Genomic DNA, 21,893 nt, shown 5'->3' with positions numbered 1-21,893 from the left:
CTCCGCACGTGTACGGAGATCAGGATCGCAGGCCCGCCGCCACGGCCTACGAGCGGTACACCTTCCTGACCTTGCCGTCGGTGCCGGCCAGGACGTAGCCGCCCTGGCCGTACTCGTCGCTGAGGTAGGTCCGTATGGACGGGCTCTGGTCCATCATCCAGGGATCGACGATCACGTAGCGGGAGCTCGGGTTCGCCACGCCCAGGTCCTGCTTGGCCTGTTCCAGGAGGGCGGGCAGGGTGTCCCATTCGACCTTGGCCATGTCGATGAGCGGGGCGCGGTCCTTGACGGTGCCGGCCGGACCGGTTCGGGTGGCCCCGCCGTCGCGGTACTGCCAGGAGTCGACGGTCCTGGCTCCGGGGGCCGTGGGGACGGAGGCGAGGACGTACTCGTCGTAGATCCGCAGGTCCACGAAGGTGGTGGTGCCCGTCTGCTGCTTCAGGGCCGCCAGGGCGGTCCGGATGTTGTCGGGGGTGAGCAGGCTGCCCTGCGGCGCCGTCGCCTTGAGCGTGCTCGCCTTCGGTCCCGGAGTCGCGGCGGCGGGGGTCACGGAGGCCGGGGTCGCCGAGGCGGGGGCCGAGACCGCCGGGCCCGAGGCGGCCGGGCGGCCCTTCGCGTCCGGGCCGGTCCGGGTGTGGTCGGGCAGCCACTTGACGACCCCGACGGCTCCGGCCGCCAGTACCGCCGCGAGGGCGGCGGCGAGCAGGACGGGGCGGCGCCGTGGTGCGGACGCCGCGGGCAGCGGCGTGGTGGCCGCGTACGGGGTGGGGACCGGGCCGAACGGCGGCGGGGTGGGCGGCCCGTACTGTCCCAGGACCGCGCCGCCCCCGGCGCCGACGAGAGCGGTGCTCGCGTCCCGGAGCAGCTGTTCCAGCTGCGCCGCGTCGGGCCGCGCGGCCGGGTCGCGTACGAGGAGCCGCTCCAGTACGGGCGCCAGCGGGCCGGAGCGTACGGGCGCCGGGATCGGCTCGTCGAGCACGGCGACCACCGTGGCCAGGCTGGTGGCGCGGCGCAGCGGATGCACGCCTTCCACTGCCACGTACAGCAGCATGCCCAGCGACCACAGGTCGGAGGCGGCCAGTCCCTCCTCGCCGCGGACGCGCTCGGGCGCGATGTACTCCGGCGAGCCGATCAGCACGCCGGTCGAGGTGAGCGCGGTGGACCCGTGCAGGGCCGCGATGCCGAAGTCGGTGAGCACCGCCGACCCGTCGGCGCGCAGCAGCACGTTGGCGGGTTTCACATCACGGTGCAGGACGCCCTCGGCGTGAGCGGCGCGCAGCGCGGACAGGACGTCGAGTCCGAGCCGGACCACCTCGGTCTGCGGCAGCGGACCGTCGGCCAGCCGGTCGTGCAGCGAGCCGCCCCGGACCAGCTCCATCACGATCCACGGGTGCCCGTCCGAGCCGTCCGCGGGCTCCACGATGTGGTGGATCGTCACCACATGGGGGTGGGCGAGCCGGGCCAGGGCCCGGGCCTCGCGGACGGCCCGTTCGCGCAGCTGATCGGCGAGACCGGGCTGGGCGGCGGCGGTCGCCGGGTCCGGCGGCCGCACCTCCTTGAGTGCGACCTCGCGGTGCAGGGCGATGTCGCGGGCGCGCCAGACGGTACCCATGCCGCCGCTGCCCAGGGGCGCGACCAGCTCAAAACGGCCGTCGATCAGTTGTCTGCCGGCCTCACTCGTGTCCATGAGCCGTCATCGTAGGCGCCCCGTGCGACAGCGCTGTCGGCGGCGTCAGCAGCGCCGGCGGTCCGCGGTGACCGTGCCTTGCGCGGTGGCCACCGTACGGTCGTAGCAGCCGCCGGACGCCGGGGAGCCGTGGAGCCGGTAGCGGGCGGTGGTGGTGGCGACGGCGTGCCGCTGGTCGCGCGGGACGTTCGCGGTGTAAGTGGCGTCGCCCGTGTACTGGTTGTCGGTCCGGGAGGCGTCGGCCTTCCGCCCGCCGCGCAGGGTGACGGTGTCGGCGCGGTCGCCGAGCGAGAGGACGGTGCGCAGCCGGTCGCCGGCGCCGAGGGTGGTCTCGCCGTCCATCGTGTACGTGCGCGCGGTGCGGGTGGTGGTGGCTCCTCGGGTCACGGTCTCCTCGTCGGTCCAGGTGGCGGTGAGGGCGTCGCGGTTCTCGCCGTCGGTCCAGCGGTGGACGGACGTGTTGCCCACGGCGCGGGTGACGGTGGTGGTGACCCTCCCGTGGGAGGTGTCCAGGTGCCCGGCGACGGTGAGCCGGTGGCCGCCCTCGGTGTCGAGGCGGTGCTCGGCGCCGGGTGTGGGAGCGGCGGGTGTCCAGCGGGAGGAGTTGGCCGGATCGCTCTGCTCGTGCCGGGTCAGGGCGCCGGTGACGACCTCGCGGGCCTCGTCCTGCCACAGCAGCAGGTTGGTCGGGGTGCTCCACCCGCTCTGTCCGGCCGGCACCCCGGCCACGGACACCTCGGTCCGGTGCGGGCGGCCGTCGTTGAGGAGCGCGGCGAAGGGGGTCAGGTCGTATACGACCGGCTGGACGTCGAAGGCGCGGGGGCCGGGGGTGACGTACCAGAGGAAGGGGTTGGACCAGCCGCCGGTCCAGACGGTGGGGAAGGGCGCGGCGATGCCGGCGAGCTGCCCGTCCACGGAGACGCGGACCTCGCGGTAGGGGCCGTCGGCCGCCTTGCAGGAGTACGGGGCCGCGTCCGGGACGGTCATGTACCAGTACTCCTCGCAGCCTCCGCCCGAGCCGGTGGCGTACACCTCGGCGAGGAGGCGCTCCGTGTTCCGCGGGGTGGTGATCTCCGGGGTGGTGAGGGGCAGCACGCGGTCGGGGGTCTGGGCGGGGCCGCCGGAGCCGCCGGAATCGGCGGGATCGGCGGAATCCGTGGAATCCGTGGAATCCGTGGAACTGGCGGAGCCGGGGCGGCCTTCGGCGGCGTAGAACGTGAGGGTGACCTTCACGTCGATGACGCCGGTGTAGGTGTCGTTGACGACGTTGCCGATGAGCATCTCGACGGGCTGCGGGCGGACGAGGGTGTCGCGGTAGCGGGTGACGTCCTTCTCGACGGACCAGGTGATGCCGTCGGGCGAGGGCTGGGGCGTGGAGGTGCGCAGGATCTCGACGCCGCCGAGGGAGAGGTGGCCGAGGCGGTCGTACTGGCGGCCCTTGACCTTGCCGTCGAGGCGCAGGACCACCTTGGCCCAGTGGTCGGAGCCGCAGCCCCGGGGCGGGGTGTAGCTGCCCCGGTACGGGGTGAAGTCGCGGAACTGCGCCTCGGCGAGGGTCACCTCGCAGGAGCGGGTCCCCGGCCGGGCGACGGGCGGGACGGGGGTGAGGGGGTCGTGCCAGTCGGTGCCGAACTCGGCGGGCGGCGTCTCGCCTCCGGTCGCGGGTGCCGGCGTGGCCGCCTCTGCGGTGGCGGCCGTGGCCGCCGCGGTCGCGCCGTGCGCGGGTCCCGCGGTGGCGAGGGTGGCCGCGGCCAGCGCCATCGCCCCGAGCACGCCCGTGATCCTGTGTCGTCTCATGGGCCCGCAGTGAAACCCGGCCCGCCCGGACGGCGCCAGGGCCGGTGCGCCGCCCCTGGCGTGAAATCGCCGGTCAGGCCGGAAGGACGACGACGCCGTCGGCGTCCGCGTGGACCGTGTCCCCCGGGCGGAAGGTGGTCCCGCCGATGGTGACGGGCTCGTCCACCGTGCCCGCGCCGGTCTTGCCGCTCTTACGGGGCACGGTGCCCAGCGCCAGGACCCCGAGGTCGAGTCCGCCGAGGGCCACGCTGTCGCGGACCGCGCCGTTGATGATCAGGCCGGCCCAGCCGTTGCGCTCGGCGGCGCCCGCGATGAGGTCGCCGACGAGGGCGGTGCGCAGCGAGCCGCCGCCGTCCACGACGAGGACCGCGCCGTCGCCGGGGGCGTTCACGAGCTCGCGCAGCAGCGCGTTGTCCTCGTGGCAGGCGAGGGTCCGCACCGGGCCGGCGAACAGCCGGCGGCCGCCCAGCAGGCGGAACTGCGTGGCGCAGATGCCGAGGTCATCGCCGTGCTCGTCGTACATGTCCGCCGTGGGAACGGGGGTGACACTCATGTCGCTGGACTTCCTCGCTGCTCGGTACGGTGCGCCCTGCCTGTCGTTTCAGGGCACGGTACCGCTTGAGCAGTGCGGTGATCTTCTCGGGATCCGCGTCGCCGTTCAGCTGGGCGAGGGGGCCGTCGGGACGGAACGTCGAACGGCTCAGTCGCGCGAATTGCCGAAGAGGAGGCGGTAGCCGATCAGCAGGACCAGCGAGCCGGCGATGGCGGAGCCCCAGGTGGCCAGGTCGAAGAACTGGGTCTGGATCGGCCGGTCCAGGAACTTCGCCGAGAGCCAGCCGCCGGTGAAGGCGCCGGCGACGCCGATGAGGGTGGTGCCGATCAGGCCGCCGGGGTCCCGGCCGGGCAGCAGGACCTTGGCGATGCCTCCGGCCAGCAGTCCCAGGATGATCCAGCCGATGATCCCCATGTCCATCCACTCCGTTTCAGTCTTCCGCTGTTCACCGGGGAGGACGCGGCCGGAGCCGAAACGGTTCTCCGGCTGCCTGCTCACGCCGCCACGCGGCTGACCGGCGTGGTCGGCGTGGTCGGCGCGGCGGGCAGGTCGGGGTCGGCGGCCGCGGTCCGGGCGGCGGGCGCCGAGGGTGTACGGGTCAGCAGGAGCACGCCGCGCGCCGCGGCGAAGGCTCCCGCCACCGCGAGCAGCACCCCCAGGGCGCCGCCCTGGAGGCGTTCGCCCAGCAGGACCATGCCGATCGCCGCGGCGGCCAGCGGGTTGGCCAGGTTCACCACGGCCAGCGGGGCACCGAGCCCGCCCCGGTAGGCCCGCTGCGACAGGAGCATCCCGCCGACCGCGAACACCACGACGAGCAGGGCCACGGCCACGACCCGGACGCTGAGCAGGGATCCGCCTCGTCCGCCCGCCACGGCCACGGTCTGGGTCAGGGCGGAGGCGGCTGCGGACGCCAGTCCGGACGCCGTGGCGTGGCGCAGCCCCGAGCGCGGGTCCTTGACGGCGGTCAGCAACAGGATCACGGCGGCCGTTGCGCCGGAGACGGCGAGCGCCTCGGCCAGGCTGAGCGTGTCGTCGGGGGCCGGCCCGGATGCCGGGAGCAGCAGCAGGCCCAGCCCCACGACGGTGGCCAGGGTGCCCCGCCACTCGCTGGCCGCCACCCGGCGGCCGGCTCCGCGCGCCCCCAGCGGGACGGCGGCCACGAGGGTGAGTGCGCCGAGCGGCTGCACCAGCGTGAGGGGTCCGTACCGCAGGGCCGCCGCGTGCAGGAGCGCGGCAGCGGCGTTCAGCCCGGCCGACCACCACCAGGCGCCGGAGCCGAGCAGGGCCCTGGCGCTGCGCGCGACGGCGGCGCGGGCGAGCCGCTCCTGGGCGACGGCGGCGGCCGCGTAGGTCACGGCCGAGGCGAGGCAGAGGACGACGGCGAGAGCGGTGGCGTTCACCGCTCGGCTCCTACGGAGGCGGGGGCGGCCGGATCGGCGGCGGTCCGGGGACCGGGCAGCCCGCGCACGGCGCCCGCGGCCGAATCCCCGCCCGCACCGTCACCGGCTCCCGCACCGTCACCGGCACCGGCACCGGCACCGGCGGCATCCGGCCGCGGGATGAACAGCAGTGCGGCCCCGAGCAGGAGGGTCGCGACGATCGCGTCGAGCCAGTAGTGGTTGGCCGTGCCGACGACCACGACCAGGGTCAGCAGCGGGTGCAGCAGCCACAGTGCGCGCCACCTGGTCGGGCGGGTCGCGGCGATCATGCCGAGCGCGAGCATCAGCGCCCACCCGAAGTGCAGGGAGGGCATCGCCGCGAACTGGTTGGCCATGGTGTCGGTGGCCGGCGCGGCCCCGTAGACGGTGGGGCCGTAGACCTGTCCGGTGTCGATGAGGTCCGCGGCGCCCAGCATCCGCGGGGGCGCGAGCGGGAAGCCGAGGTGCAGGGCGAGAGCGGCCGCGGTGAGCACGGTGAGCACGCGGCGGGCCCACAGGTAGTGGGCGGGGCGGCGCAGGTAGAGCCAGACCAGGAAGAGCGCGGTCGCCGGGAAGTGCACGGCCGCGTAGTACGTGTTGGCGGTGTGCACGAGGGCGTCCCCGTGCAGCAGCAGCCGCTGCACCGCGCCCTCGCCGGGCAGGTGCAGCGCGCGCTCGGCGTCCCAGATCCGCTCGGCGTTGCGGAAGGCCTCTTCGGTGCGTCCGGTCGAGAGCGTCCGGCCCGCCTTGTAGACGGTGAACAGTCCCGCGACGAGCAGCAGCTCGCGTATGAGGCGGCGGCGCGCGGCTCGCCGCCCGTCCGCCACCCCGCCGGGTGTGGTCTGGGAGGTCATCCCCCGGTTGGTCATCCCCCGGTCTCTCTTCCTGCTCGCACAGATCGACACGCCAGTGTATCGATACATTCGCGTATCGATACGCAGGTGTACCGATACGCTTGCGTTCCGGTACACTGCTCGTACCGGAACATGCCGTCGAGACGCCCCCGAGGAGAGCCGCACCCCCATGACGTCGACGCCGACCACCGCGCGCCGCTCCAAGATCACCCCGGAGCGGGAGCAGGAGTTCTACGAGGCCGTCCTGGAGCAGCTGCGCGAGCACGGCTACGAGGCCCTGACCATGGAGGGCATCGCCGCCCGGGCGAGCTGCGGCAAGTCCACGCTCTACCGGCAGTGGAAGACCAAGCCCCAGCTCGTCGCCGCGGCCCTGCGGGCGAATCGGCAGGGCACCCTCGTCGCCGTGGACACCGGGTCCCTCGCGGGCGACCTGCGCGAGGCGGCCCGGATCGCGGCCGGCACCTCGGGCCGCGACACCCGGCTGACGCAGGCCCTCGGACTCGCCGTGCTCAGCGACGAGGAACTGCAGGCCGCCCTGCGCGAGGCACTGGTCGAGCCGGAGCTGGCCGCCTTCGACGCGATGGTGGCGCGGGCGGTGGCGCGCGGCGAGATCGCCGCGAAACACCCCGCCGTGGAGTTCCTGCCGGCGCAGCTGATGGGTGTGCTCCGCATCCGGCCGGTGCTCGAAGGCCGGTACGCCGACGCCGACTACCTGGTCCGGTTCGTCGACGCGGTCATGCTTCCCTCCCTGGGTCTGACGCCACCCCAGGGCCCCTGAACCGGCAGGTCGCCGTCCCGATGACCGGACGGCGACCTGCCCGCGCTGCCTCGTGGGGACGGCGGCAGCGCGCCACCCGGACCGGGCGGCGGTCACTCACGCGAGGAGTGACCGCCGCCCGATCTGTGCGGCCCGGGACCACTCTTCGAGGCGGACGGCGGCGGCCGTCAGCGCACTCCGCCCATGGTCCGCGTGAACTCCTCCGGGTCGGTGTCGAAGCCGTGCAGCCGCGCGTCGAGCGACCAGGCACCCGAGTCGTCCCGGGTGAACTCGGCGACCGTGGCCGCGGTGGCGGACGGGACGGCCGCGAAGTCGCCCTGGGCGAGATCGATGTGGCCCTCGCGGATCCGGACACCGGTCCCCGCGATGTCCCCGAACGTCGTGGGGCGGTCCGCACCGGTGTCCTGGATCAGGACACCGACCACCACCCGGCGCAACTCCGTTGCCATCCGGTCGAGTTCGAGGGTCATCACCTCGTCGTAGCCGAAGCCCTGGCCCGTTTTGCTGTCCCGGTTCAGGGAGATGGTGCCATCGGGCGAACGGCTGCCGAAGTGGACCAGCTGGACGGGCACCCCGTGCAGGTCTGCGGCTCCGTAGACCGCGGCCACTATGTCGAGGTCGTGCGGGGATGTGCCGGCGGGGCTGGGGTCCCATCGCAGCGCGATCTCCACCTTGGCCAGGCCCTTGCGAACACCAGTCACCGAACTCCCCCTCCGCACTCACGGGTATTGCCCGCCCATGGTCCCACGTGTCCCCCGCCGGAGTCCGAACGACCGTACGTTCCCGGCCAGTTCCGCTCAGGATCCGAGGTCCACCCGTACCGTCTCCACCCATCCCGGCGGCGCGGGAGCGTTCTCCCCGACCAGCGCCGCGATCAGCCGGCAGGACGGGGTCTCGTCCGGCCACGGCGTGTACCCGTCGGTCAGCACGACCACGATGTTCGGCCGGTCGGGCAGAGCCAGCGCGGCGTCGATGCCGACGCGCATGTCCGTGCCTCCGCCGCCGGTCAGGGCCACCTGGTCGGCGCTGGTCACCCGGGTCACGGCGTGCACGTCGGCGTCGCAGGCGAGGACGGCGACCCGGTTGCCGCCGACCCCGACCTCCCGCAGCACGCCGGTGACTTCGGCGAGTGCGGCGGCCAGGTCGTCCGGGCCCATCGACCCCGAGGTGTCGATGACGATCGCGACCCGCGGCAGCGGTCGGCGCAGGCTGGGCAGCACGACCCGGCCGCCGAGGGCGGGGGTGCGGCGCGAGGGGCGGCGGTAGGTGTAGTCCACGGCGCCGGCCGCCCAGGCGGCGGCTTCCCGGACCGCTCCGGACAGGGCCTGGCGCCAGTCGACGGAGGGCTCCAGCAGTTCCTCGGCCCACCGGGCCCAGCCCTCGGGGATCCGGCCCCGGGTGCGCTGGTGGGCCCGTACGGCCTGGGCGGTCTGGCGGCGCAGCGCCTCCGCCTCCACCGGGCCGACCCGGGCGGGGCCGCCGTCCTCACCCAGCTCCCAGGGCATGGGGGTGCCGTGCGCGCCGGATCCGCAGTCCACCCCGTGCGGCGTGGCGGGGATCGCCGGCAGGTAGGCCTCGAAGAGCCCGCCCGTGGCCAGGCCGAAGAGCCTGGGCTCCATCCGGCCCTCGGGCAGCAGGAGCCCGTCCGCGAGCAGGTCGTCGTTGATCTCGCAGTCCTGGGCGATGTTGACCCGGACCGGATCGCGCTGGTCGGCGGCGGGCAGGCGCTCGGCCCGGCCGTGGTGGTCGCGCAGCAGGTGCGCCACCTCGTGGATCCACACTCCGGCCAGTTCGTCGACCGGGGTCGCCTCGACGAAGGCGGGTGAGACGTAGCAGCGCCAGTGCCGGTCGACGCCCATGGTGCGGACGCCGTCCGAGGGGACGACCGTCAGGGCGTACAGGGCGGAGGCGAGGTACGGGCGGCCCTCGGCGGCCTTGTAGCGGGCCGCCAGGAGCTTCGCGCGGTCCAGGCGCACGGCCGGGCCCGCCGGGCTCAGCGGCCGCCCGGCAGGGAGCCGGACAGCTGGAGCAGTTCCACGAAGGCGTCGATGCCGGCGGGCACCGGCCAGTCGAGGTCGCGCATCGCGGCCAGGTCGGCGGCGGCGCGGGCGGCGACGTCGGGCACGCCGGCGTCCACGGCCTTGGCCAGCACCGCCCAGCCCGCCTCCCAGCGGGGGCGGGTGAGCTCGCTCTGCACGGCCGCGACCACGGCGATGAGGAAGGCCAGCTGCCGGTCGCCGCGCTCGGGCAGGGCGAAGGCGTCCGGGTCGGCGAGCACCCGGTCCGGGTCGGGCAGGTCGAGGTGTTCGAGGTACGAGAGCAGTTCGATCCCGGCGGCTTCGCCGACGGCTCCGGTCAGCGCGGCGGCCAGTGCCTCCCGGCCCGTCGAGGCCGCGTACCCGGTGGCCAGCAGCCGCAGGGCCATCTCCCAGGTGCGCGGAGAGGGCCAGCCGCGGCCGCGGGAAGCGGCCTCGGCGGGCATGTGGTGGACCAGGCCCGGCCGGGCGGTGAGGAAGCCGGAGACCGCACCGCGTGCGCGGGCGGCCGAGCCGGAGGCCTTGGCGGGGTCGACGGCCGGGATCGCCACCTCGGGCCAGGTGCCGGCCATGCCGCGGGCCACGGTGCGCGGATTGTGCGTCCAGTCGAGGTGGACGAAGCGGTTGGCCAGCGGGGGGCTGAGGTGCCAGCCGTCGGCCGCGCTGGCGGGCGGATTGGCCGCGGCGACGATCCGTACCGCCGGGGGGAGTTCGAGGCTGCCGACCCGGCGTTCCAGGACCACGCGCAGCAGGGCCGCCTGCACCGCGGGCGGGGCGGAGGACAACTCGTCGAAGAACAGCAGTCCGTGGCCGGTGCGGGCGAGGCGCACCGCCCAGTCCGGCGGGGCCATCGGGACGCCGGTGGTGGCGGGGTCGTCGCCGACGATGGGCAGCCCGGAGAAGTCGGAGGGCTCGTGGACGCTGGCGATGACGGTCTCCAGCTCCACCCCGAGCGCGGTGGCGAGCTGCCGCATGCCGGCGGACTTGCCGATGCCGGGCTCACCCCACAGGAGCACCGGCTGATTGGCCGTCACCGCCAGGGCCAGCGCCTCCAGTTGGGGGTCGGTGGCGGGTTCGCTGCGGGTGGCGCTCAGCCGCTCGCCCAGGGCGTCGGCGGCGGCCAGGGCCCGGGAGGGCTGCGGCTGGGCACTCATGCGTCGTCGTCCTCGTCTTCTTCCTCGCGGTATTCCATGTGCTCGTCGAACCAGTCGGCTCCGATGCCGGGGAACTCCTCGTCGACGCGTTCCCGCAGGAAGGTGAGGTCGGTGCGCTTGTAGCGGCGGATCTCCTGGGACAGCGACATTTCCATCTCGTCGATGACGTCGATCCTGGCACCGGCCGCCATCAGGGCCCTGACCAGGTCCGGCGAGCCGCCCCAGTGCACCGCCGACAGCAGCGGAGTGCGCTCGTGCTTGTCCCGCGCCTCCAGGTCGAGGCCGGCCGCGAGCAGCCGGGGCAGCAGCGCTTCGTGGTCGAGCAGGTGGAGTTCGTGCAGCAGGCCGCGGCTGCGGGCCTCCCGGATCCGGGGGTCCACGCCCGCGTCCAGCAGCGCCACCACGCCCGGGGTGTCCCCGTGCTGGGCACGCAGGAACAGCTCCCGCTGCTGGTCGCGCAGGGCGCGCGGGAGCCGGCCCTCGCCCGTGGTCCAGGTCTGCTGTACGGCGAAGCAGCCGGAGACCGCGCCGCCGAACGCCCGCATGGCGCGCTCCCGTTGCTGCTCTTCGGGGGTGTGCGGCACGTCGAGGGCGCCGCCCCGCGAGCGCACCTCGTGCCATTCACCGTGGCAGCGCACCCGGACGGGCCCCGCCTCGGCGGGGCCGGGCGGACCCACGGCCGGTCCGGCACCGGGGAACAGGGAGGCGGCGACCAGCGGGTGCAGCTCGCGCGGGGTGATCCGGCCGGTGCGCACCAGTTCGAGGTCGGGCAGCCGCTGCCAGGCGTACCGCGGCAGCTGTGGCACGGTGAGTGCCTCTTCCCGCTCGACGAACCGGGCCCGGAGCCGGTCGGGGCCGTCGGGTTCCAGCAGGAGGTAGGTGCGCCAGTCGGCCGCGATCCGGTACCGCTCACCCGCGCCGGCCGCCACGAGCCGACCCACCTCCGCCGCGAGCCGGGTGAGGTCGACCGGGATCTGCCCGAAGAGGGCCTCGGGGTCCACCGGACGCTGGTACGGCTGCGGGGTGGGCACGGTCAGGTCGCATGCGATGCCCGCGGCCTCGTACGCCGCGGCGGTGTCCCCCTGCGTGCGCAGCAGGTCGATCCGCTCGGCGCGGCCCTCCGGGTCGCCGAAGCGCGCGCCCAGCTCGGACGCGCACCGGGCGTCCCAGAACGGCCGGACCGCGGTCCAGTCCTCGGGCACGAAGCCGCGTCCCGTGTAGCGCTTCCACTTCACCGGGACGACCGGCGCGCAGTGCAGGCGCAGCCGCTGCGATCCCTCGGTCATCAGGGGCGTGGTGACCGACAGGGTCGGGCCGTCGGCGCCGCCGTACGAGGCGAGCAGGATCCGCAGGTCGATGCCGATGGTGGTGCGGCCGCCCAGGACCCGGGGCAGGTGCCAGCGCAGCAGGTCGGGGGCGAGGTGGCGGAGGTCGTCCTCCACGGCCTCGGCGACGGAGGCGCCGTAGCGGGCCGCGACCTCGGGCAGGTCGAAGCCGATGTCCACGCCGGCGGCGGCGCAGGCCGCCCGCCAGTCCCCGGCCAGGCGGTGCGCGGTGGCCTGTTCGATCATCCAGCCGGGTACGGCGTACCGGCGGATCCGCTGCCAGGCCGGGCCGTCCGCGGGCCGGAAGCCGCCGGGCATGTACGGGCTCACCGGTACACGCTGCCGATGGCGCGCAGGTCCGGATGGGCCGCCCGGGCCGGGCGGAGCCGTTCGGCGAAGGAGCGCTTGACCCGTCGGGGCAGGCCGGGGCCCAGGCCGACGTACTCCAGGGGGCTGTCGGCGGGCACCGCCGCGAGCAGGCTCTTCGCCCCGCGCCCGGTGAGGCCGGTGTGGCGCAGCTCCAGCCGGCGCAGGGGGCTGCCGGGGAGTGCGGCGGCCAGGGCGTACGCCCCTTCGTCGCCGGGGTCGTTGCCGCTGGATCCGAGGCTCCGCTCGGACATCGTCCGGCCGAGGTCCAGGGCCTCGACGGAGCCGAGGGCGCCGGCCAGGGCGCGCGCTCCGGCGGCGCCGATGCCGTTGCCGCCGAGACCGAGGCGGACCGGGCCGGAGGAGGAGTCGGAGGCCGCGGCGGCCAGGACGGCGGCGCCGTCGTCGCCGAGGTGGTTGGCCGGTACGTACAGCTCGCGCACCCCGGCCTGCCGGATCAGTGCGGCGAGCAGCGGCGCGGCGTCGGCGCCGAGACCGTTGCCGCCGAGGAAGAGGCGTTCCAGGGGCTGCTCGCGCTCGAGCAGGGCGTCGAGCAGGAGGCGTACGCCGTCCGCGCCGATCCCGGTGTTGACCAGGTCGAGGGTGCGCAGGGCGGTGTTGCGGCGCAGCAGGGCGGCGAGGATGCGGGCGCCGTCCTCGAAGAGCGGGTTCCGCTTGAGCCAGAGGGCGCGGACGGTGGTGTCGTCGGCGAGGGCTCCGGCGAGGGCCTCCACCCCGTCGGGGCCGATCCGGTTGCAGCCGAGGTAGAGGGTGCGCAGCCCGTGGCCGTCGGCTCCGGCCGCCAGGCTCTCCGCCAGGGTGCGGGCGCCCTCGTCACCGATGGCGTTGGTCCCGAGGAGCAGGTGGGTGGCGTGTGCGGAGGCGGCCGCCGCGGGCAGCAGCCGGGCCGAGCCGCCCGGGCCGAGCCCCTGCTTGCAGAGGTCGACGCGGCCGTCGGTGCGCAGCGTGCCGAGCGGGAAGGCCTCGTCGGCCTCGACCGGGTGGTCCGCCGCGAGCCGGGCGAGGAGTGGGCCGAGGCCCGCGGGGTCGGCCGGCGGCATGTCCGGGTGCTCGATCGCGGGGCACCGTACGGGTGTCGGCTGTGTCATCACCACTCCACCGGTTCCTTCGCCGGTGCCCGGCGTCCATCACGACTTGAGACAGCAAGTAGACGCAAGACCGGTCGGATTCGAACCGACGTCCTCCAGCTCGATGCGTGGGCGCGACGACCTCTGCGCTACGGCCTTGCTGCGGACGATCATACCGTCCCGGCGGCCGAAAATCGATCACCAGTTTGGGCCATCGATCCTCGACTGCTGGGATTTATCTACCAGTTACCGTCCTGTACCGGTTTGCCCGGCCTCGGGGCATTACCGAGCGGCTTGACCTGGGCGGGGTCCGGTTCCACCCACGGGGTGTGGTCGTCGCCGATCCACTCCCCCACCGGCTTGACCCCGGCCAGCGTCGCGGAGGGCGCGACGTCGGCGGCGGACTCGTCGTAGTAGTCGAACCAGGGCAGCCCGGCCTGGGTGTAGGCGGCCCGGTCCACCGGCGAGGGCGGCGCGTCCTCCCCGGTGATGCGACGCCACTCGGGCGGCGTCACCAGGTGGACGAAGACCCGCGCGGCCGCTTCCTGCGCCCAGGCGGAGAGCGGCCGGTCGTCCTGGTAGACCTCCTGGCGCATGGAACCGCCGACGCCGAGCCCCATCGCGGGAGCCGCGGGCCGCGCGCCCCGCGCCGGGGCCGCCCCGGGGGCCGCCGGGGCCGCGCCCGGAGCCGGGATCCCGCCCGGAGCCGCCGCCATCGGCATGGGCACCGGGCCTGCGAAGCCGGCGAAGCCGCCGACCGCGCCGGGCGGCGGGGTCGGGGGCAGCGGGGCCCCGTACGGCGAGCCGGGGGACCGGGTGGGCGCCGGATGGGCGCGCCGCCACTCCTCCAGCACCGCCGGCGTGAGCGGGAACGCCTGGAGCTGCACTCCGCCGGTGGTCTCCTCGCCGGTGACCTGCCCCTCGACGGTGGCGCCGAGCCCCAGGGGTACGGCGACGAACTGGCGCACCGTCCCGTCGCCCGAGTTGATCCCGTCCAGCCACGGCTGGCGCGGCAGCACCACATAGTTCTGCGGACCGCGGGCGAGCCGGCCCGTCCAGCGCTCGCCCGACACCGCGCACACCTTGCCGACCCCGACCTGGAGCGCGGCGGGCTCACGGGTACCGGCGAAACTCAGCCACATCGCCTCGCGCAGGTACACGGGCAGCATCACGCCGCCCTTCGCGAGCCACTCCGGCGGCACCGTGTCCGGGTAGTCCTCCACCCTCCGGAGCGGGAACTCCCCCAGCCCCGGCGGCAGCGCGTGCGTGCCCGATTCGGGAAGCCGAAGGGTCCGGATGAAGCGGATCTGCACCCCTTCTCCCAGTAGCAGCGCATTCCCGTCGATCCGTACCGAACCTGTCCCCATGCCCGCCCCTCTCCCGCGTTCTGCGGCTCCGGTCCGGTTCCGCCGCAGAATCTGCGGCCGGTCCGGATCGTTATCCTCAAGTTTTGCTCAGATCTAGTGACGCTGCGGCCGCCAGCTTCCTAGCTTCCTCGTACACGTGTCGTGACGTCCCCCACGCATTCGCGGTTCCACGCGCCCCGGCGATCCCGGGGCGCGTCCCGCGTCACCGAGGAAAGAGTGCAGCAATGAAGGTTCCCCAGGCCGGTGCGGTCGCCGTAGTGATCGCCCTCGCCCTGACCACGTCCGGGTGCGGCGGTGACGACCAGGCCAAGGGGACCCTCTCCATCGGCATCAAGTTCGACCAGCCCGGCATCGGGCTTCGCGAGACCGGTGGCGTCTTCTCCGGTTTCGACGTGGACGTCGCCACCTACGTGGGCAAGGAGCTCGGCTACAAGCCGGACCAGATCGAGTTCAAGCAGGTCTACAGCAACGACCGCGAGCTGCTGCTCCAGTACAACGAGGTGCAGTTCGTCGCCGCGAGCTACTCGATCAACGAGAAGCGCAAGGAGAAGGTCGACTTCGCGGGCCCGTACTTCGTGGCCCACCAGGACCTGCTGGTCCGCGCCAGCGACAACACGATCTCCAAGGCCGAGGACCTCAACAGCAAGCGGCTCTGCTCCGTCACCGGCTCCACCTCGGCGGAGAACATCAGGAAGGGCCTCGCCCCCAAGGCGAGCGTGCTGGAGCTCCCCGGTTACTCGGAGTGCCTCGTCGCCCTTGAGGACAACCTGGTCGACGCCATGACCACGGACAATTCCATCCTGGCCGGGTACGCCGCCCACAAGGGCAACGAGGGCAAGTTCAAGCTGACGGGCCAGAGCCTGAGCACCGAGAACTACGGCATCGGTGTCAAGAAGGGCAACAAGGAACTCCAGACCAAGATCAACGCCGCGCTGAAGAAGATGGTCGCGGACGGGGCCTGGGAAGCGGCCGTGAAGAAGAACTTCGGCGCCGACTACAAGTACGAGCCGGCGCCGGCGATCACCACGGGCAGCTGACGCTCGTCGAGGCGGTGGCCGGCTCCGACCAGTCGGCGCCGAAGCGGGCGCTGACGACGTAGAGCCGGTCCCCGTACCCCGCCGTCGGGCGCCCGCTCGATGCCGCTGGCGCCCCGGCACTCGCCGCCGGGCGGGACCGGGTCCGTTCGCCGCCTGCGAGGAGCAGCCTGCCGTACGCGCCGAGCTTGAGGCCGACCTGCTGCGGCCCCTGGCCCCGGGTGACGAACCGGCCGATCCCGGTGGTGAGGTCGGCCCGGTAGACCGAGCCGTCGATCAGCGAGCCGATGCACACCGCCCGCGGACGGATACGGCTGTGCCCTCGGGCTGGAAGCCGGGCCGGGTCACGACGGTGTCGGGCCGCCGGGCGGCAGACGACGGGCTCTCTCGGCCGGCGGGGCCCGGCCGGCCGGGCCTGGGCGAGCGGGGCGAGCAGACCCGCGCGGCGCCGCCGAGGGCGGCGGCCGCGCCGATGAACCTGCGCCGGCCCAGTGGGAGCCCGCGGCCGGTCAGAGCACCGGGGCCTTGCTGCGCAGCACCGTCAGGAACTCCCGCATCCAGCGGGAGTGGTCGGGCCAGGCCCTCGCCGACACCAGCGTGCCGTCGACCACGGTCTCGGAGTCCTCGAACGCGGCCCCGGCCGCCTTCATGTCCAGCTCCAGCGCCGGATACGCGGTCACCCGGCGGCCGGTCAGGCCCCCGGCCGCGGCGGTGATCAGGGGGCCGTGGCAGATCTGGGCGATCGGCTTGTCCGCGTCGGCGAAGGCGGCCAGGATCCGCCGCACCTCGGGATCGTTGCGCAGGTACTCCGGCGCCCGGCCGCCCGGGACGACCAGGGCCGCGTAGTCCTCGGTGGCCACGTCGGTGAAGGCCAGGTCCGCCGGCCAGGTGTAGCCGGGCTTCTCGGTGTAGGTGTCGAAGCCGTCCTCGAAGTCGTGGACCACGAACCGCAGCTTCTTCACCGACGGAGCGGCGATGTGGACCTCGTATCCCTCCTCGCGCAGGCGCTGGTACGGATACAGGACCTCCAGCGACTCGGCCGCGTCGCCGGTCACGATGAGGATCTTCACTGCCATGGGCTGCTCCAGGGAGGGCTGTACAGGGGCGGACCGGCCCCGCGGGGCCACCGCTACCCTGCCCGCGCCGCACGCCCGGCACACACCGGGGTGAGCATGCCGGACACATGGATTTTACCTGTTGGGCACATGACAATGTGAGCCTCGCTCTGCCACCTGACACCCCGCCAATTCCCCGGGCGGGGACGGTGCGTATGGAGAGGTACCCCCACGTGATGAGAATCTCCCGCCTGACTCCCTGGGCTGCCGGCCTCGCGGCCGCCGCCCTGTTCGCCGTCCCAGCCGCCGCCTCGGCGGGCCAGCAGCGGACGGCGGACGCCCGGTCCGCCACGGCCACGGGCGCGGCCACGGCCGCGACCGCGACCACGGTGGACGATTACTACGCACCCGCCGCGGGCAAGACCGGCGCCGCGCTGAAGACCGCACTGCACGACATCATCAAGACCCAGTCCAAGGTGACCTACGACGGCGTGTGGAACGCGCTCAAGGTGACCGACCAGGACCCGGCGAACCCGAACAACGTCATCCTGGTCTACTCCGGCCGCTCCCAGTCCAAGTCCACCAACGGAGGCGGCTCCAACGACTGGAACCGCGAGCACGTCTGGGCCAAGAGCCACGGCGATTTCGGCACGGCGACCGGCCCGGGCACCGACCTGCACCACCTGCGCCCCGAGGACGTCACGGTCAACAGCACCCGCGGCAACAAGGACTTCGACATGGGCGGCAGCCCGGTCTCCGAGGCCCCGGGCAGCTACACCGACGCCGACTCCTTCGAGCCGCGGGACGCGGTCAAGGGCGACGTGGCGCGGATGCTGCTCTACATGGCCGTGCGCTACGACGGCGGCGACGGTTTCGCGGACCTGGAGATGAACGACAAGGTCAACAACGGCACCGCCCCCCTCTTCGGCCGGATCAGCCTGCTGAAGCAGTGGAACCAGATGGACCCGCCGGACGCCTTCGAGCAGCGCCGCAACCAGGTCATATTCGACAGCTACCAGCACAACCGGAACCCGTTCATCGACCACCCGGAGTGGGTCAACTCCATCTGGTAACCGGAGGGGCAGCCGTGACGTCCTCCGGGGTTGGGCCGCGCCTTGGCCGGGTATTCGCAGGCCAGAGGCTGCGGTCCGCGCCCGGCGGGACAGCACACGGAGGTACGTCGTCATGGACGGAGCCGGACTTTCCGATCACGAGCAGCGCGCCCTCTCGGCGATCGAAGCCGACCTGAAGGGCGACCGGTCCCTCGACCGGCTCCTGCGGTCCGGCCATCCGCGCCGCCGCACCCTGGCGGCCTGTCTGCTCGGCGCGGTGACCGTGGCCCTGTTCGTGGCGGCCTCGGTCACCGTGTCCCAGCCGCTGATCTGGACCTTCGCCGCCGCCTGGACCCTGACGGCGGTCACGGCCCTGCCGCTGATCGGCCGGTGGGCCTCCCGGCGCTGGCAGCTCCGGGACCGGCGGGGCTGAGCGGAGCGGCGTACCGTCACCCGGCGTATCCGGCGACTAACGGACCGGATAGTGCGTGTAGCCGCGGGCGTCGCCTCCCAAGAAGGTGGAGCGGTCCGGGGTGTTGTACGGGCCCTGCGTGCGCAGCCGCTCCGGCAGGTCGGGGTTGGCCAGGAAGAGCGCCCCGAAGGCCAGCAGGTCGGACACGTACGGCGCCGCCCCGACCCGTCCGACCGGCGCGCCTCCCTGGTCGGGCAAGGTGGAGGGCTCCCTCTGCGGTGACATGGTCGCCGACCATGGATGACCCGTCCCCGCGGACGGGCCCTGGGGCGCACTTCGGGTGCGGGGCCACCCTGTCGCCCGGGGTGGCGGCCGCGGCGGCCTGACCCCGCGAGATCACCCCGGCGGGTCCAGGCGGTCGGCGAGAGCGCTGAAGCCGGTCCACGGCAGGGCCGGGGTGCGGGCGTCCCAGACCTTCTGCGACAGCGCGGCCAGCGGCACCCGGATGCCCGCCGCCACCTGGTTCTGGGTCTGCGCTCCGGACAGGTCGCTCCAGACGGCGAGGCGCCCGCCCAGGATCTGGTCCGCGTACTGCGCCGGGACGGGGGTGGTACCGCGCAGGACCAGCGGGGTCCACTGCTCATAGATGCGCTTGCCCGTGGGGTACGTGAACTGGTTCGGCTCGCCCAGCACGTAGTACAGGTACTCGTCGTTGAGGTTCACGACCTTGCGGCCCTCGCGCAGGTACTCCAGCGGCGGACGGGCGCCGATCTCCTTGCCCGTCCAGTACTCGACCTGGATGTCCTTGGCCGCGCTCGTGACCCCGCCGCGGAAGAAGCCGTCGTTCCAGGCCTTCAGCGCCTTGCCCGAGGGCCGCACCGTGTTCGCGCGGTCGTTGAGCCAGCCCGTGGCCAGGTCCTGCACGCGCGCCGTGGGCCCGTACCGCTGCCGGGCCGCGCTCGCGAGCTGCGGGAAGGAGGCCTCGGGGTCGCGGACCACCAGCGCCTGGTACTCGTCGGCGCCCAGGTGCCAGGCCCCGCCGGGGAACAGCGGCCGGTACTCGCGCAGCAGCTCGTCGACGAGCTTCGCGGAGGCGGGGTTCGATATGTCCACCGCCCCCTTCACCGCCCGGCCCTGTGCGTCGCGCAGCTGCAGGCCGGGGTGGGCGCGCAGCACCGCGCCCAGGTGTCCGGGCGAGTCGATCTCGGGGACGACGGTGATGTGCAGGCGGGAGGCGAGTGCGGTGATGGCGCGCACCTGTGCCTTGGTGAGGTGCGGGGTGGAGACGATCTCGGGATGGCTGTCGGACTCGATCCGGAAGGCCTGGTCGTCGGAGAAGTGCAGGCCGAGCTGGTTGAGCTTCAGGTCCGCCATCTCGCGCAGCCGGTCCTCGATCCAGTCGGGGGTGAAGTGCTTGCGCGCGATGTCGAGGTTGAGCCCGCGCTGCGGCTTGGCCGGGCCGTCGCGCACGGTGCCCTCGGGAGCCGAACCGGCGCTCTTCACCGCCTGTTTGAGGGTGCGGGTGCCGTAGAAGACCCCGGCCTCGTCGGGTCCGGTGATCCGCACCCGGCCGTCCTTGACGGCGAGGGTGTACGACTCGGGCGGGCCGGATCCCTTGGCGCCCAGGGAGAGTTCGACGTCTCCGGTGCGCGGCTCCCCCGACTCGGCGTATCCCATGCGCAGTTCACCGGCGAGCAGTTTGCCCTCGTCCGACAGGGCCGCCTTGTCGGACGGCGCGACCACCACGCGGGCCTGCGGGGCGGGCTTCCAGCCGGGGCCCCGGGCGGGTATGTGTTCCCGTACGGCGGGGATGGTGCGCGGGGCGGTGGACAGGGCGTAGGAGGGCGTCGGGGACGGGGCGGGTTCGGTGGGCGCCGCGGACGGGGCCGGCGAGCCGGCACTGGCACCGGGTGTCGGGGCGGCAGGGGCGCGGGCCTCGTCGGAGGCGGCCGTGCAGCCCGGGACGGCGAAGGTGACCAGTGCGGCGACCGTGGCCGTCGCTATGACGTGGCCTCTCACGTGAAACCTCGGATTTCGCATCGTGCGCCCGTGTCCCCCGTACCAACCTGGCACGAGGGACACGGGCGCGCGACCCGGAGGCCTCAGGCCAGGGCGTCGAGCGCGGCGGCGGCGAACCCGTGGTCCTGGTCCGGGGCCCCGCCGCCGACGCCGATCGCGCCGATCAGGCGGCCGTCGCGGTGGACGGGCAGCCCGCCGGCGATGAACAGCAGCGGCCGGTCGAGGGCGGTGGGCAGCGTGTGGAACAGCCCGCCGGGCCGCACGGCGTCGACGAGGTCGGCGGTGGGCGCGTTCAGCTGCAGGGCCGTGTAGGCCTTGCGGGTGCTGGTCTCACCGGAGATCAGCACGGCGCGGTCGTCGCGGCGGAAGGCGAGCAGGTGACCGCCGGCGTCGAGGACGGTGACGCTGACCGTGGCCCCGGCCGCTTCCGCGGCGGTCCGGGCGGCGGCGACGAGCAGGTCGGCGTCCTCGCTGGTCAGGGGGGCGACGGCGGTACGGAGGAGGCTGGACATGCGGGTTTCTCCTTGCAGGGGGGTGTACGACGGGCAGGTGGCGGGTCAGAGGTGAGCCGGGACGGCGGCGGGCGTCTCGTGGGTCCCGGTCGCGGCCACGCGGCCGGGGCGGTGCGCGAGCCCGGCGGTACGGCGCTCCAGCGCGCCGGATATCAGGGCGAGCACCAGGGCGGAGGCCGCGAGCGCCGCGCCGACCCAGTTCGGGGCGGTCCAGCCGAGGCCCGCGGCGATCACCAGGCCGCCGAGCCAGGCGGCGAGGGCGTTGCCCAGGTTGAAGGCGCCGATGTTGACCGCGGAGACCAGGGTCGGCGCGCCCGCCGCCTGGTCGAGCACCCGCTTCTGGAGCGGGGGCACGGTCGCGAAGCCGAGGGCGCCGATGAGCACGATGGTGACGGCGGCGCCTGCCTTGGTGTGAGCGGTGAGCGTGAAGACGGCCAGCGTGACGGCGAGCGCGCCGAGGGACACGTACAGCATCGGCATCAGCGCGCGGTCGGCGTACCGGCCGCCGATGAGGTTTCCGGCGACCATGCCGAGCCCGAAGAGGACGAGGAGCCAGGTGACGGACGAGTCGGCGAAGCCGGCGACGTGGGTCATCATCGGGGTGATATAGGTGATCGCGGCGAAGACGCCGCCGAAGCCGAGCACGGTCATCGCCATCGCGAGGAGCACCTGGACGTTGCGGAAGGCGGCCAGCTCGCATCGGATCCGTACGCCGCCTTCGGGCCGGGGCAGTTCGGGTACCAGCCGGGCGATGCCGAGCAGGCCGAGGACGCCCAGCCCGGCGACGATCAGGAAGGTGACGCGCCAGCCGAGGGTCTGCCCGACGAGGGTGCCGAGCGGGACGCCGACCACGTTCGCCACGGTCAGGCCGGTGAACATCATGGCGATGGCTCCGGCCTTCTTCTCGGGGGCGACGAGCCCGGCGGCGACGACGGCGCCGATGCCGAAGAAGGCGCCGTGGGCGAGGGAGGCAACGACGCGGCCGGCCAGCATGACCTCGAAGGCGGGGGCGAGCGCGGAGAGCACGTTGCCCGCGATGAACAGGCCCATGAGGAGCATCAGCATCCGCTTGCGGGGGATGCGGGTGCCGAGGACGGTCATCAGCGGCGCGCCGAGGACCACGCCGAGGGCGTAGCCGGTGACCAGGAAGCCCGCGGTGGGGATGGAGACGCCGTACTCGCCGGCGACCTCGGGGAGCAGGCCCATGATCACGAACTCGGTGGTGCCGATCCCGAAAGCCCCGATGGCGAGGGCGAGCAGTGCGAGAGGCATGAGGGGAGGAGCCCTTCAGGGGAGGGGGTGGAGCGGTTCGCGGTGCCACGGCCGCCGGCGCGCGGCGTATGTTGCCGCCGCTGTTTACGTGCGTCCACATTAATTGCACACGCG

General features: G+C 73.9%; 21 protein-coding genes and 2 pseudogenes. 4 read left to right on the top strand and 19 right to left on the bottom strand.

Annotated features, from left to right (window positions below; translation table 11 throughout):
* Positions 1-46: 46 nt before the first annotated feature.
* The 6 genes from OG737_RS29235 to OG737_RS29210 all read right to left on the bottom strand — a co-directional run bounded on the left by OG737_RS29235 (position 47) and on the right by OG737_RS29210 (position 6,309).
* On the bottom strand, positions 47-1,687 hold the full coding sequence (locus OG737_RS29235) for a serine/threonine-protein kinase (protein ID WP_405677063.1): 1,641 nt from the start codon (positions 1,685-1,687) through the stop codon (positions 47-49).
* A gap of 45 nt (positions 1,688-1,732) precedes the next feature.
* Positions 1,733-3,448 carry a peptide-N4-asparagine amidase gene (locus OG737_RS29230; RefSeq protein WP_405922456.1) on the bottom strand — a complete coding sequence of 572 codons (1,716 nt, stop codon included), beginning with the start codon at positions 3,446-3,448 and terminating at the stop codon, positions 1,733-1,735.
* A gap of 109 nt (positions 3,449-3,557) precedes the next feature.
* Entirely contained in the window at positions 3,558-4,037 is a 480-nt protein-coding gene (gene rraA / locus OG737_RS29225) for a ribonuclease E activity regulator RraA (protein WP_328929204.1), read from the bottom strand.
* Between the two features lie 147 nt (positions 4,038-4,184).
* The gene (locus OG737_RS29220; protein WP_328930513.1) at positions 4,185-4,451 is read right to left on the bottom strand and encodes a GlsB/YeaQ/YmgE family stress response membrane protein; all 267 of its coding nucleotides are present in this window, start codon (positions 4,449-4,451) and stop codon (positions 4,185-4,187) included.
* An 80-nt stretch (positions 4,452-4,531) separates the two neighbouring features.
* Positions 4,532-5,437: a hypothetical protein gene (locus tag OG737_RS29215; RefSeq protein ID WP_405922176.1), complete on the bottom strand. Its 906-nt coding sequence runs from the start codon at positions 5,435-5,437 to the stop codon at positions 4,532-4,534.
* The gene (locus OG737_RS29210) at positions 5,434-6,309 is read right to left on the bottom strand and encodes a phosphatase PAP2 family protein (protein WP_405922175.1); all 876 of its coding nucleotides are present in this window, start codon (positions 6,307-6,309) and stop codon (positions 5,434-5,436) included. Before OG737_RS29210 ends, OG737_RS29215 begins: the two co-directional genes overlap by 4 nt.
* A 169-nt stretch (positions 6,310-6,478) precedes the next feature.
* Between OG737_RS29210 and OG737_RS29205 the strand changes: the two genes are divergently transcribed.
* Complete coding sequence (locus tag OG737_RS29205; protein WP_328929201.1) at positions 6,479-7,087, top strand: TetR/AcrR family transcriptional regulator; 609 nt, start codon at positions 6,479-6,481, stop codon at positions 7,085-7,087.
* A 167-nt stretch (positions 7,088-7,254) separates the two neighbouring features.
* On the opposite strand, the gene OG737_RS29200 is transcribed toward OG737_RS29205, so the two are convergent.
* From OG737_RS29200 to OG737_RS29170, 7 genes and pseudogenes are all read right to left on the bottom strand, one after another.
* Entirely contained in the window at positions 7,255-7,788 is a 534-nt protein-coding gene (locus tag OG737_RS29200; protein ID WP_405677069.1) for a TerD family protein, read from the bottom strand.
* A gap of 96 nt (positions 7,789-7,884) precedes the next feature.
* Positions 7,885-9,063: a DUF2201 family putative metallopeptidase gene (locus tag OG737_RS29195; RefSeq protein ID WP_328929199.1), complete on the bottom strand. Its 1,179-nt coding sequence runs from the start codon at positions 9,061-9,063 to the stop codon at positions 7,885-7,887.
* Positions 9,064-9,080: 17 nt separating this feature from the next.
* Positions 9,081-10,277, bottom strand: a complete 1,197-nt coding sequence (locus OG737_RS29190; protein WP_328929198.1) for an AAA family ATPase — start codon at positions 10,275-10,277, stop codon at positions 9,081-9,083.
* Positions 10,274-11,932 (bottom strand): ankyrin repeat domain-containing protein, encoded by a 1,659-nt coding sequence (locus tag OG737_RS29185; protein ID WP_405922174.1) that lies wholly within the window; start codon positions 11,930-11,932, stop codon positions 10,274-10,276. Before OG737_RS29185 ends, OG737_RS29190 begins: the two co-directional genes overlap by 4 nt.
* Positions 11,929-13,077, bottom strand: coding sequence for a gala protein (locus tag OG737_RS29180; protein WP_405677076.1), 1,149 nt, complete (start codon positions 13,075-13,077; stop codon positions 11,929-11,931). The genes OG737_RS29185 and OG737_RS29180 overlap by 4 nt, the downstream gene beginning before the upstream one ends.
* A gap of 65 nt (positions 13,078-13,142) precedes the next feature.
* A pseudogene (locus OG737_RS29175) lies at positions 13,143-13,215 on the bottom strand.
* A gap of 80 nt (positions 13,216-13,295) precedes the next feature.
* Positions 13,296-14,423, bottom strand: a complete 1,128-nt coding sequence (locus OG737_RS29170) for a hypothetical protein (protein ID WP_405677079.1) — start codon at positions 14,421-14,423, stop codon at positions 13,296-13,298.
* Positions 14,424-14,647: 224 nt separating this feature from the next.
* Between OG737_RS29170 and OG737_RS29165 the strand changes: the two genes are divergently transcribed.
* Positions 14,648-15,460, top strand: coding sequence for a glutamate ABC transporter substrate-binding protein (locus tag OG737_RS29165; protein WP_405922173.1), 813 nt, complete (start codon positions 14,648-14,650; stop codon positions 15,458-15,460).
* On the opposite strand, the gene OG737_RS29160 is transcribed toward OG737_RS29165, so the two are convergent.
* Positions 15,444-15,752, bottom strand: coding sequence for a hypothetical protein (locus tag OG737_RS29160; RefSeq protein ID WP_405677083.1), 309 nt, complete (start codon positions 15,750-15,752; stop codon positions 15,444-15,446). The genes OG737_RS29165 and OG737_RS29160 overlap by 17 nt on opposite strands.
* A 214-nt stretch (positions 15,753-15,966) precedes the next feature.
* Positions 15,967-16,533 carry a DJ-1/PfpI family protein gene (locus tag OG737_RS29155; protein WP_328929192.1) on the bottom strand — a complete coding sequence of 189 codons (567 nt, stop codon included), beginning with the start codon at positions 16,531-16,533 and terminating at the stop codon, positions 15,967-15,969.
* A 215-nt stretch (positions 16,534-16,748) separates the two neighbouring features.
* On the opposite strand from OG737_RS29155, the gene OG737_RS29150 reads away from it, so the two are divergent.
* Both OG737_RS29150 and OG737_RS29145 read left to right on the top strand, forming a co-directional pair.
* Entirely contained in the window at positions 16,749-17,585 is an 837-nt protein-coding gene (locus tag OG737_RS29150; protein ID WP_405677085.1) for an endonuclease I family protein, read from the top strand.
* Between the two features lie 112 nt (positions 17,586-17,697).
* On the top strand, positions 17,698-17,997 hold the full coding sequence (locus OG737_RS29145) for a DUF3040 domain-containing protein (RefSeq protein ID WP_405677087.1): 300 nt from the start codon (positions 17,698-17,700) through the stop codon (positions 17,995-17,997).
* Positions 17,998-18,033: 36 nt separating this feature from the next.
* Here OG737_RS29145 and OG737_RS29140 read toward each other — a convergent pair.
* From OG737_RS29140 to OG737_RS29125, 4 genes and pseudogenes are all read right to left on the bottom strand, one after another.
* Positions 18,034-18,180, bottom strand: a pseudogene (locus OG737_RS29140) (alkene reductase); the annotation flags it as partial.
* 192 nt (positions 18,181-18,372) lie between these two features.
* Positions 18,373-20,016 carry a family 20 glycosylhydrolase gene (locus OG737_RS29135; protein ID WP_405677089.1) on the bottom strand — a complete coding sequence of 548 codons (1,644 nt, stop codon included), beginning with the start codon at positions 20,014-20,016 and terminating at the stop codon, positions 18,373-18,375.
* Positions 20,017-20,078: 62 nt separating this feature from the next.
* Positions 20,079-20,507: a heme-binding protein gene (locus OG737_RS29130; RefSeq protein WP_405677091.1), complete on the bottom strand. Its 429-nt coding sequence runs from the start codon at positions 20,505-20,507 to the stop codon at positions 20,079-20,081.
* A gap of 45 nt (positions 20,508-20,552) precedes the next feature.
* The gene (locus tag OG737_RS29125) at positions 20,553-21,779 is read right to left on the bottom strand and encodes an MFS transporter (RefSeq protein ID WP_405677093.1); all 1,227 of its coding nucleotides are present in this window, start codon (positions 21,777-21,779) and stop codon (positions 20,553-20,555) included.
* Positions 21,780-21,893 lie beyond the last annotated feature (114 nt).

Source organism: Streptomyces sp. NBC_00122 (assembly GCF_045160845.1).
Taxonomy (GTDB): Bacteria; Actinomycetota; Actinomycetes; order Streptomycetales; family Streptomycetaceae; genus Streptomyces.
This window is presented reverse-complemented; position numbering and strand designations above follow the sequence as displayed.

Coding starts and splice junctions, on each gene's coding strand:
- OG737_RS29125 (WP_405677093.1), bottom strand. CDS start 21,779: ATGCCTCTCGCACTGCTCGCCCTCGCCATCGGGGCTTTCGGGATCGGC.
- OG737_RS29170 (WP_405677079.1), bottom strand. CDS start 14,423: ATGGGGACAGGTTCGGTACGGATCGACGGGAATGCGCTGCTACTGGGA.
- OG737_RS29150 (WP_405677085.1), top strand. CDS start 16,749: ATGAGAATCTCCCGCCTGACTCCCTGGGCTGCCGGCCTCGCGGCCGCC.
- OG737_RS29210 (WP_405922175.1), bottom strand. CDS start 6,309: ATGACCTCCCAGACCACACCCGGCGGGGTGGCGGACGGGCGGCGAGCC.
- OG737_RS29190 (WP_328929198.1), bottom strand. CDS start 10,277: ATGAGTGCCCAGCCGCAGCCCTCCCGGGCCCTGGCCGCCGCCGACGCC.
- OG737_RS29145 (WP_405677087.1), top strand. CDS start 17,698: ATGGACGGAGCCGGACTTTCCGATCACGAGCAGCGCGCCCTCTCGGCG.
- OG737_RS29235 (WP_405677063.1), bottom strand. CDS start 1,687: ATGGACACGAGTGAGGCCGGCAGACAACTGATCGACGGCCGTTTTGAG.
- OG737_RS29155 (WP_328929192.1), bottom strand. CDS start 16,533: ATGGCAGTGAAGATCCTCATCGTGACCGGCGACGCGGCCGAGTCGCTG.
- OG737_RS29135 (WP_405677089.1), bottom strand. CDS start 20,016: ATGCGAAATCCGAGGTTTCACGTGAGAGGCCACGTCATAGCGACGGCC.
- OG737_RS29130 (WP_405677091.1), bottom strand. CDS start 20,507: ATGTCCAGCCTCCTCCGTACCGCCGTCGCCCCCCTGACCAGCGAGGAC.
- OG737_RS29180 (WP_405677076.1), bottom strand. CDS start 13,077: ATGACACAGCCGACACCCGTACGGTGCCCCGCGATCGAGCACCCGGAC.
- OG737_RS29165 (WP_405922173.1), top strand. CDS start 14,648: ATGAAGGTTCCCCAGGCCGGTGCGGTCGCCGTAGTGATCGCCCTCGCC.
- OG737_RS29205 (WP_328929201.1), top strand. CDS start 6,479: ATGACGTCGACGCCGACCACCGCGCGCCGCTCCAAGATCACCCCGGAG.
- rraA (WP_328929204.1), bottom strand. CDS start 4,037: ATGAGTGTCACCCCCGTTCCCACGGCGGACATGTACGACGAGCACGGC.
- OG737_RS29230 (WP_405922456.1), bottom strand. CDS start 3,448: ATGGCGCTGGCCGCGGCCACCCTCGCCACCGCGGGACCCGCGCACGGC.
- OG737_RS29220 (WP_328930513.1), bottom strand. CDS start 4,451: ATGGGGATCATCGGCTGGATCATCCTGGGACTGCTGGCCGGAGGCATC.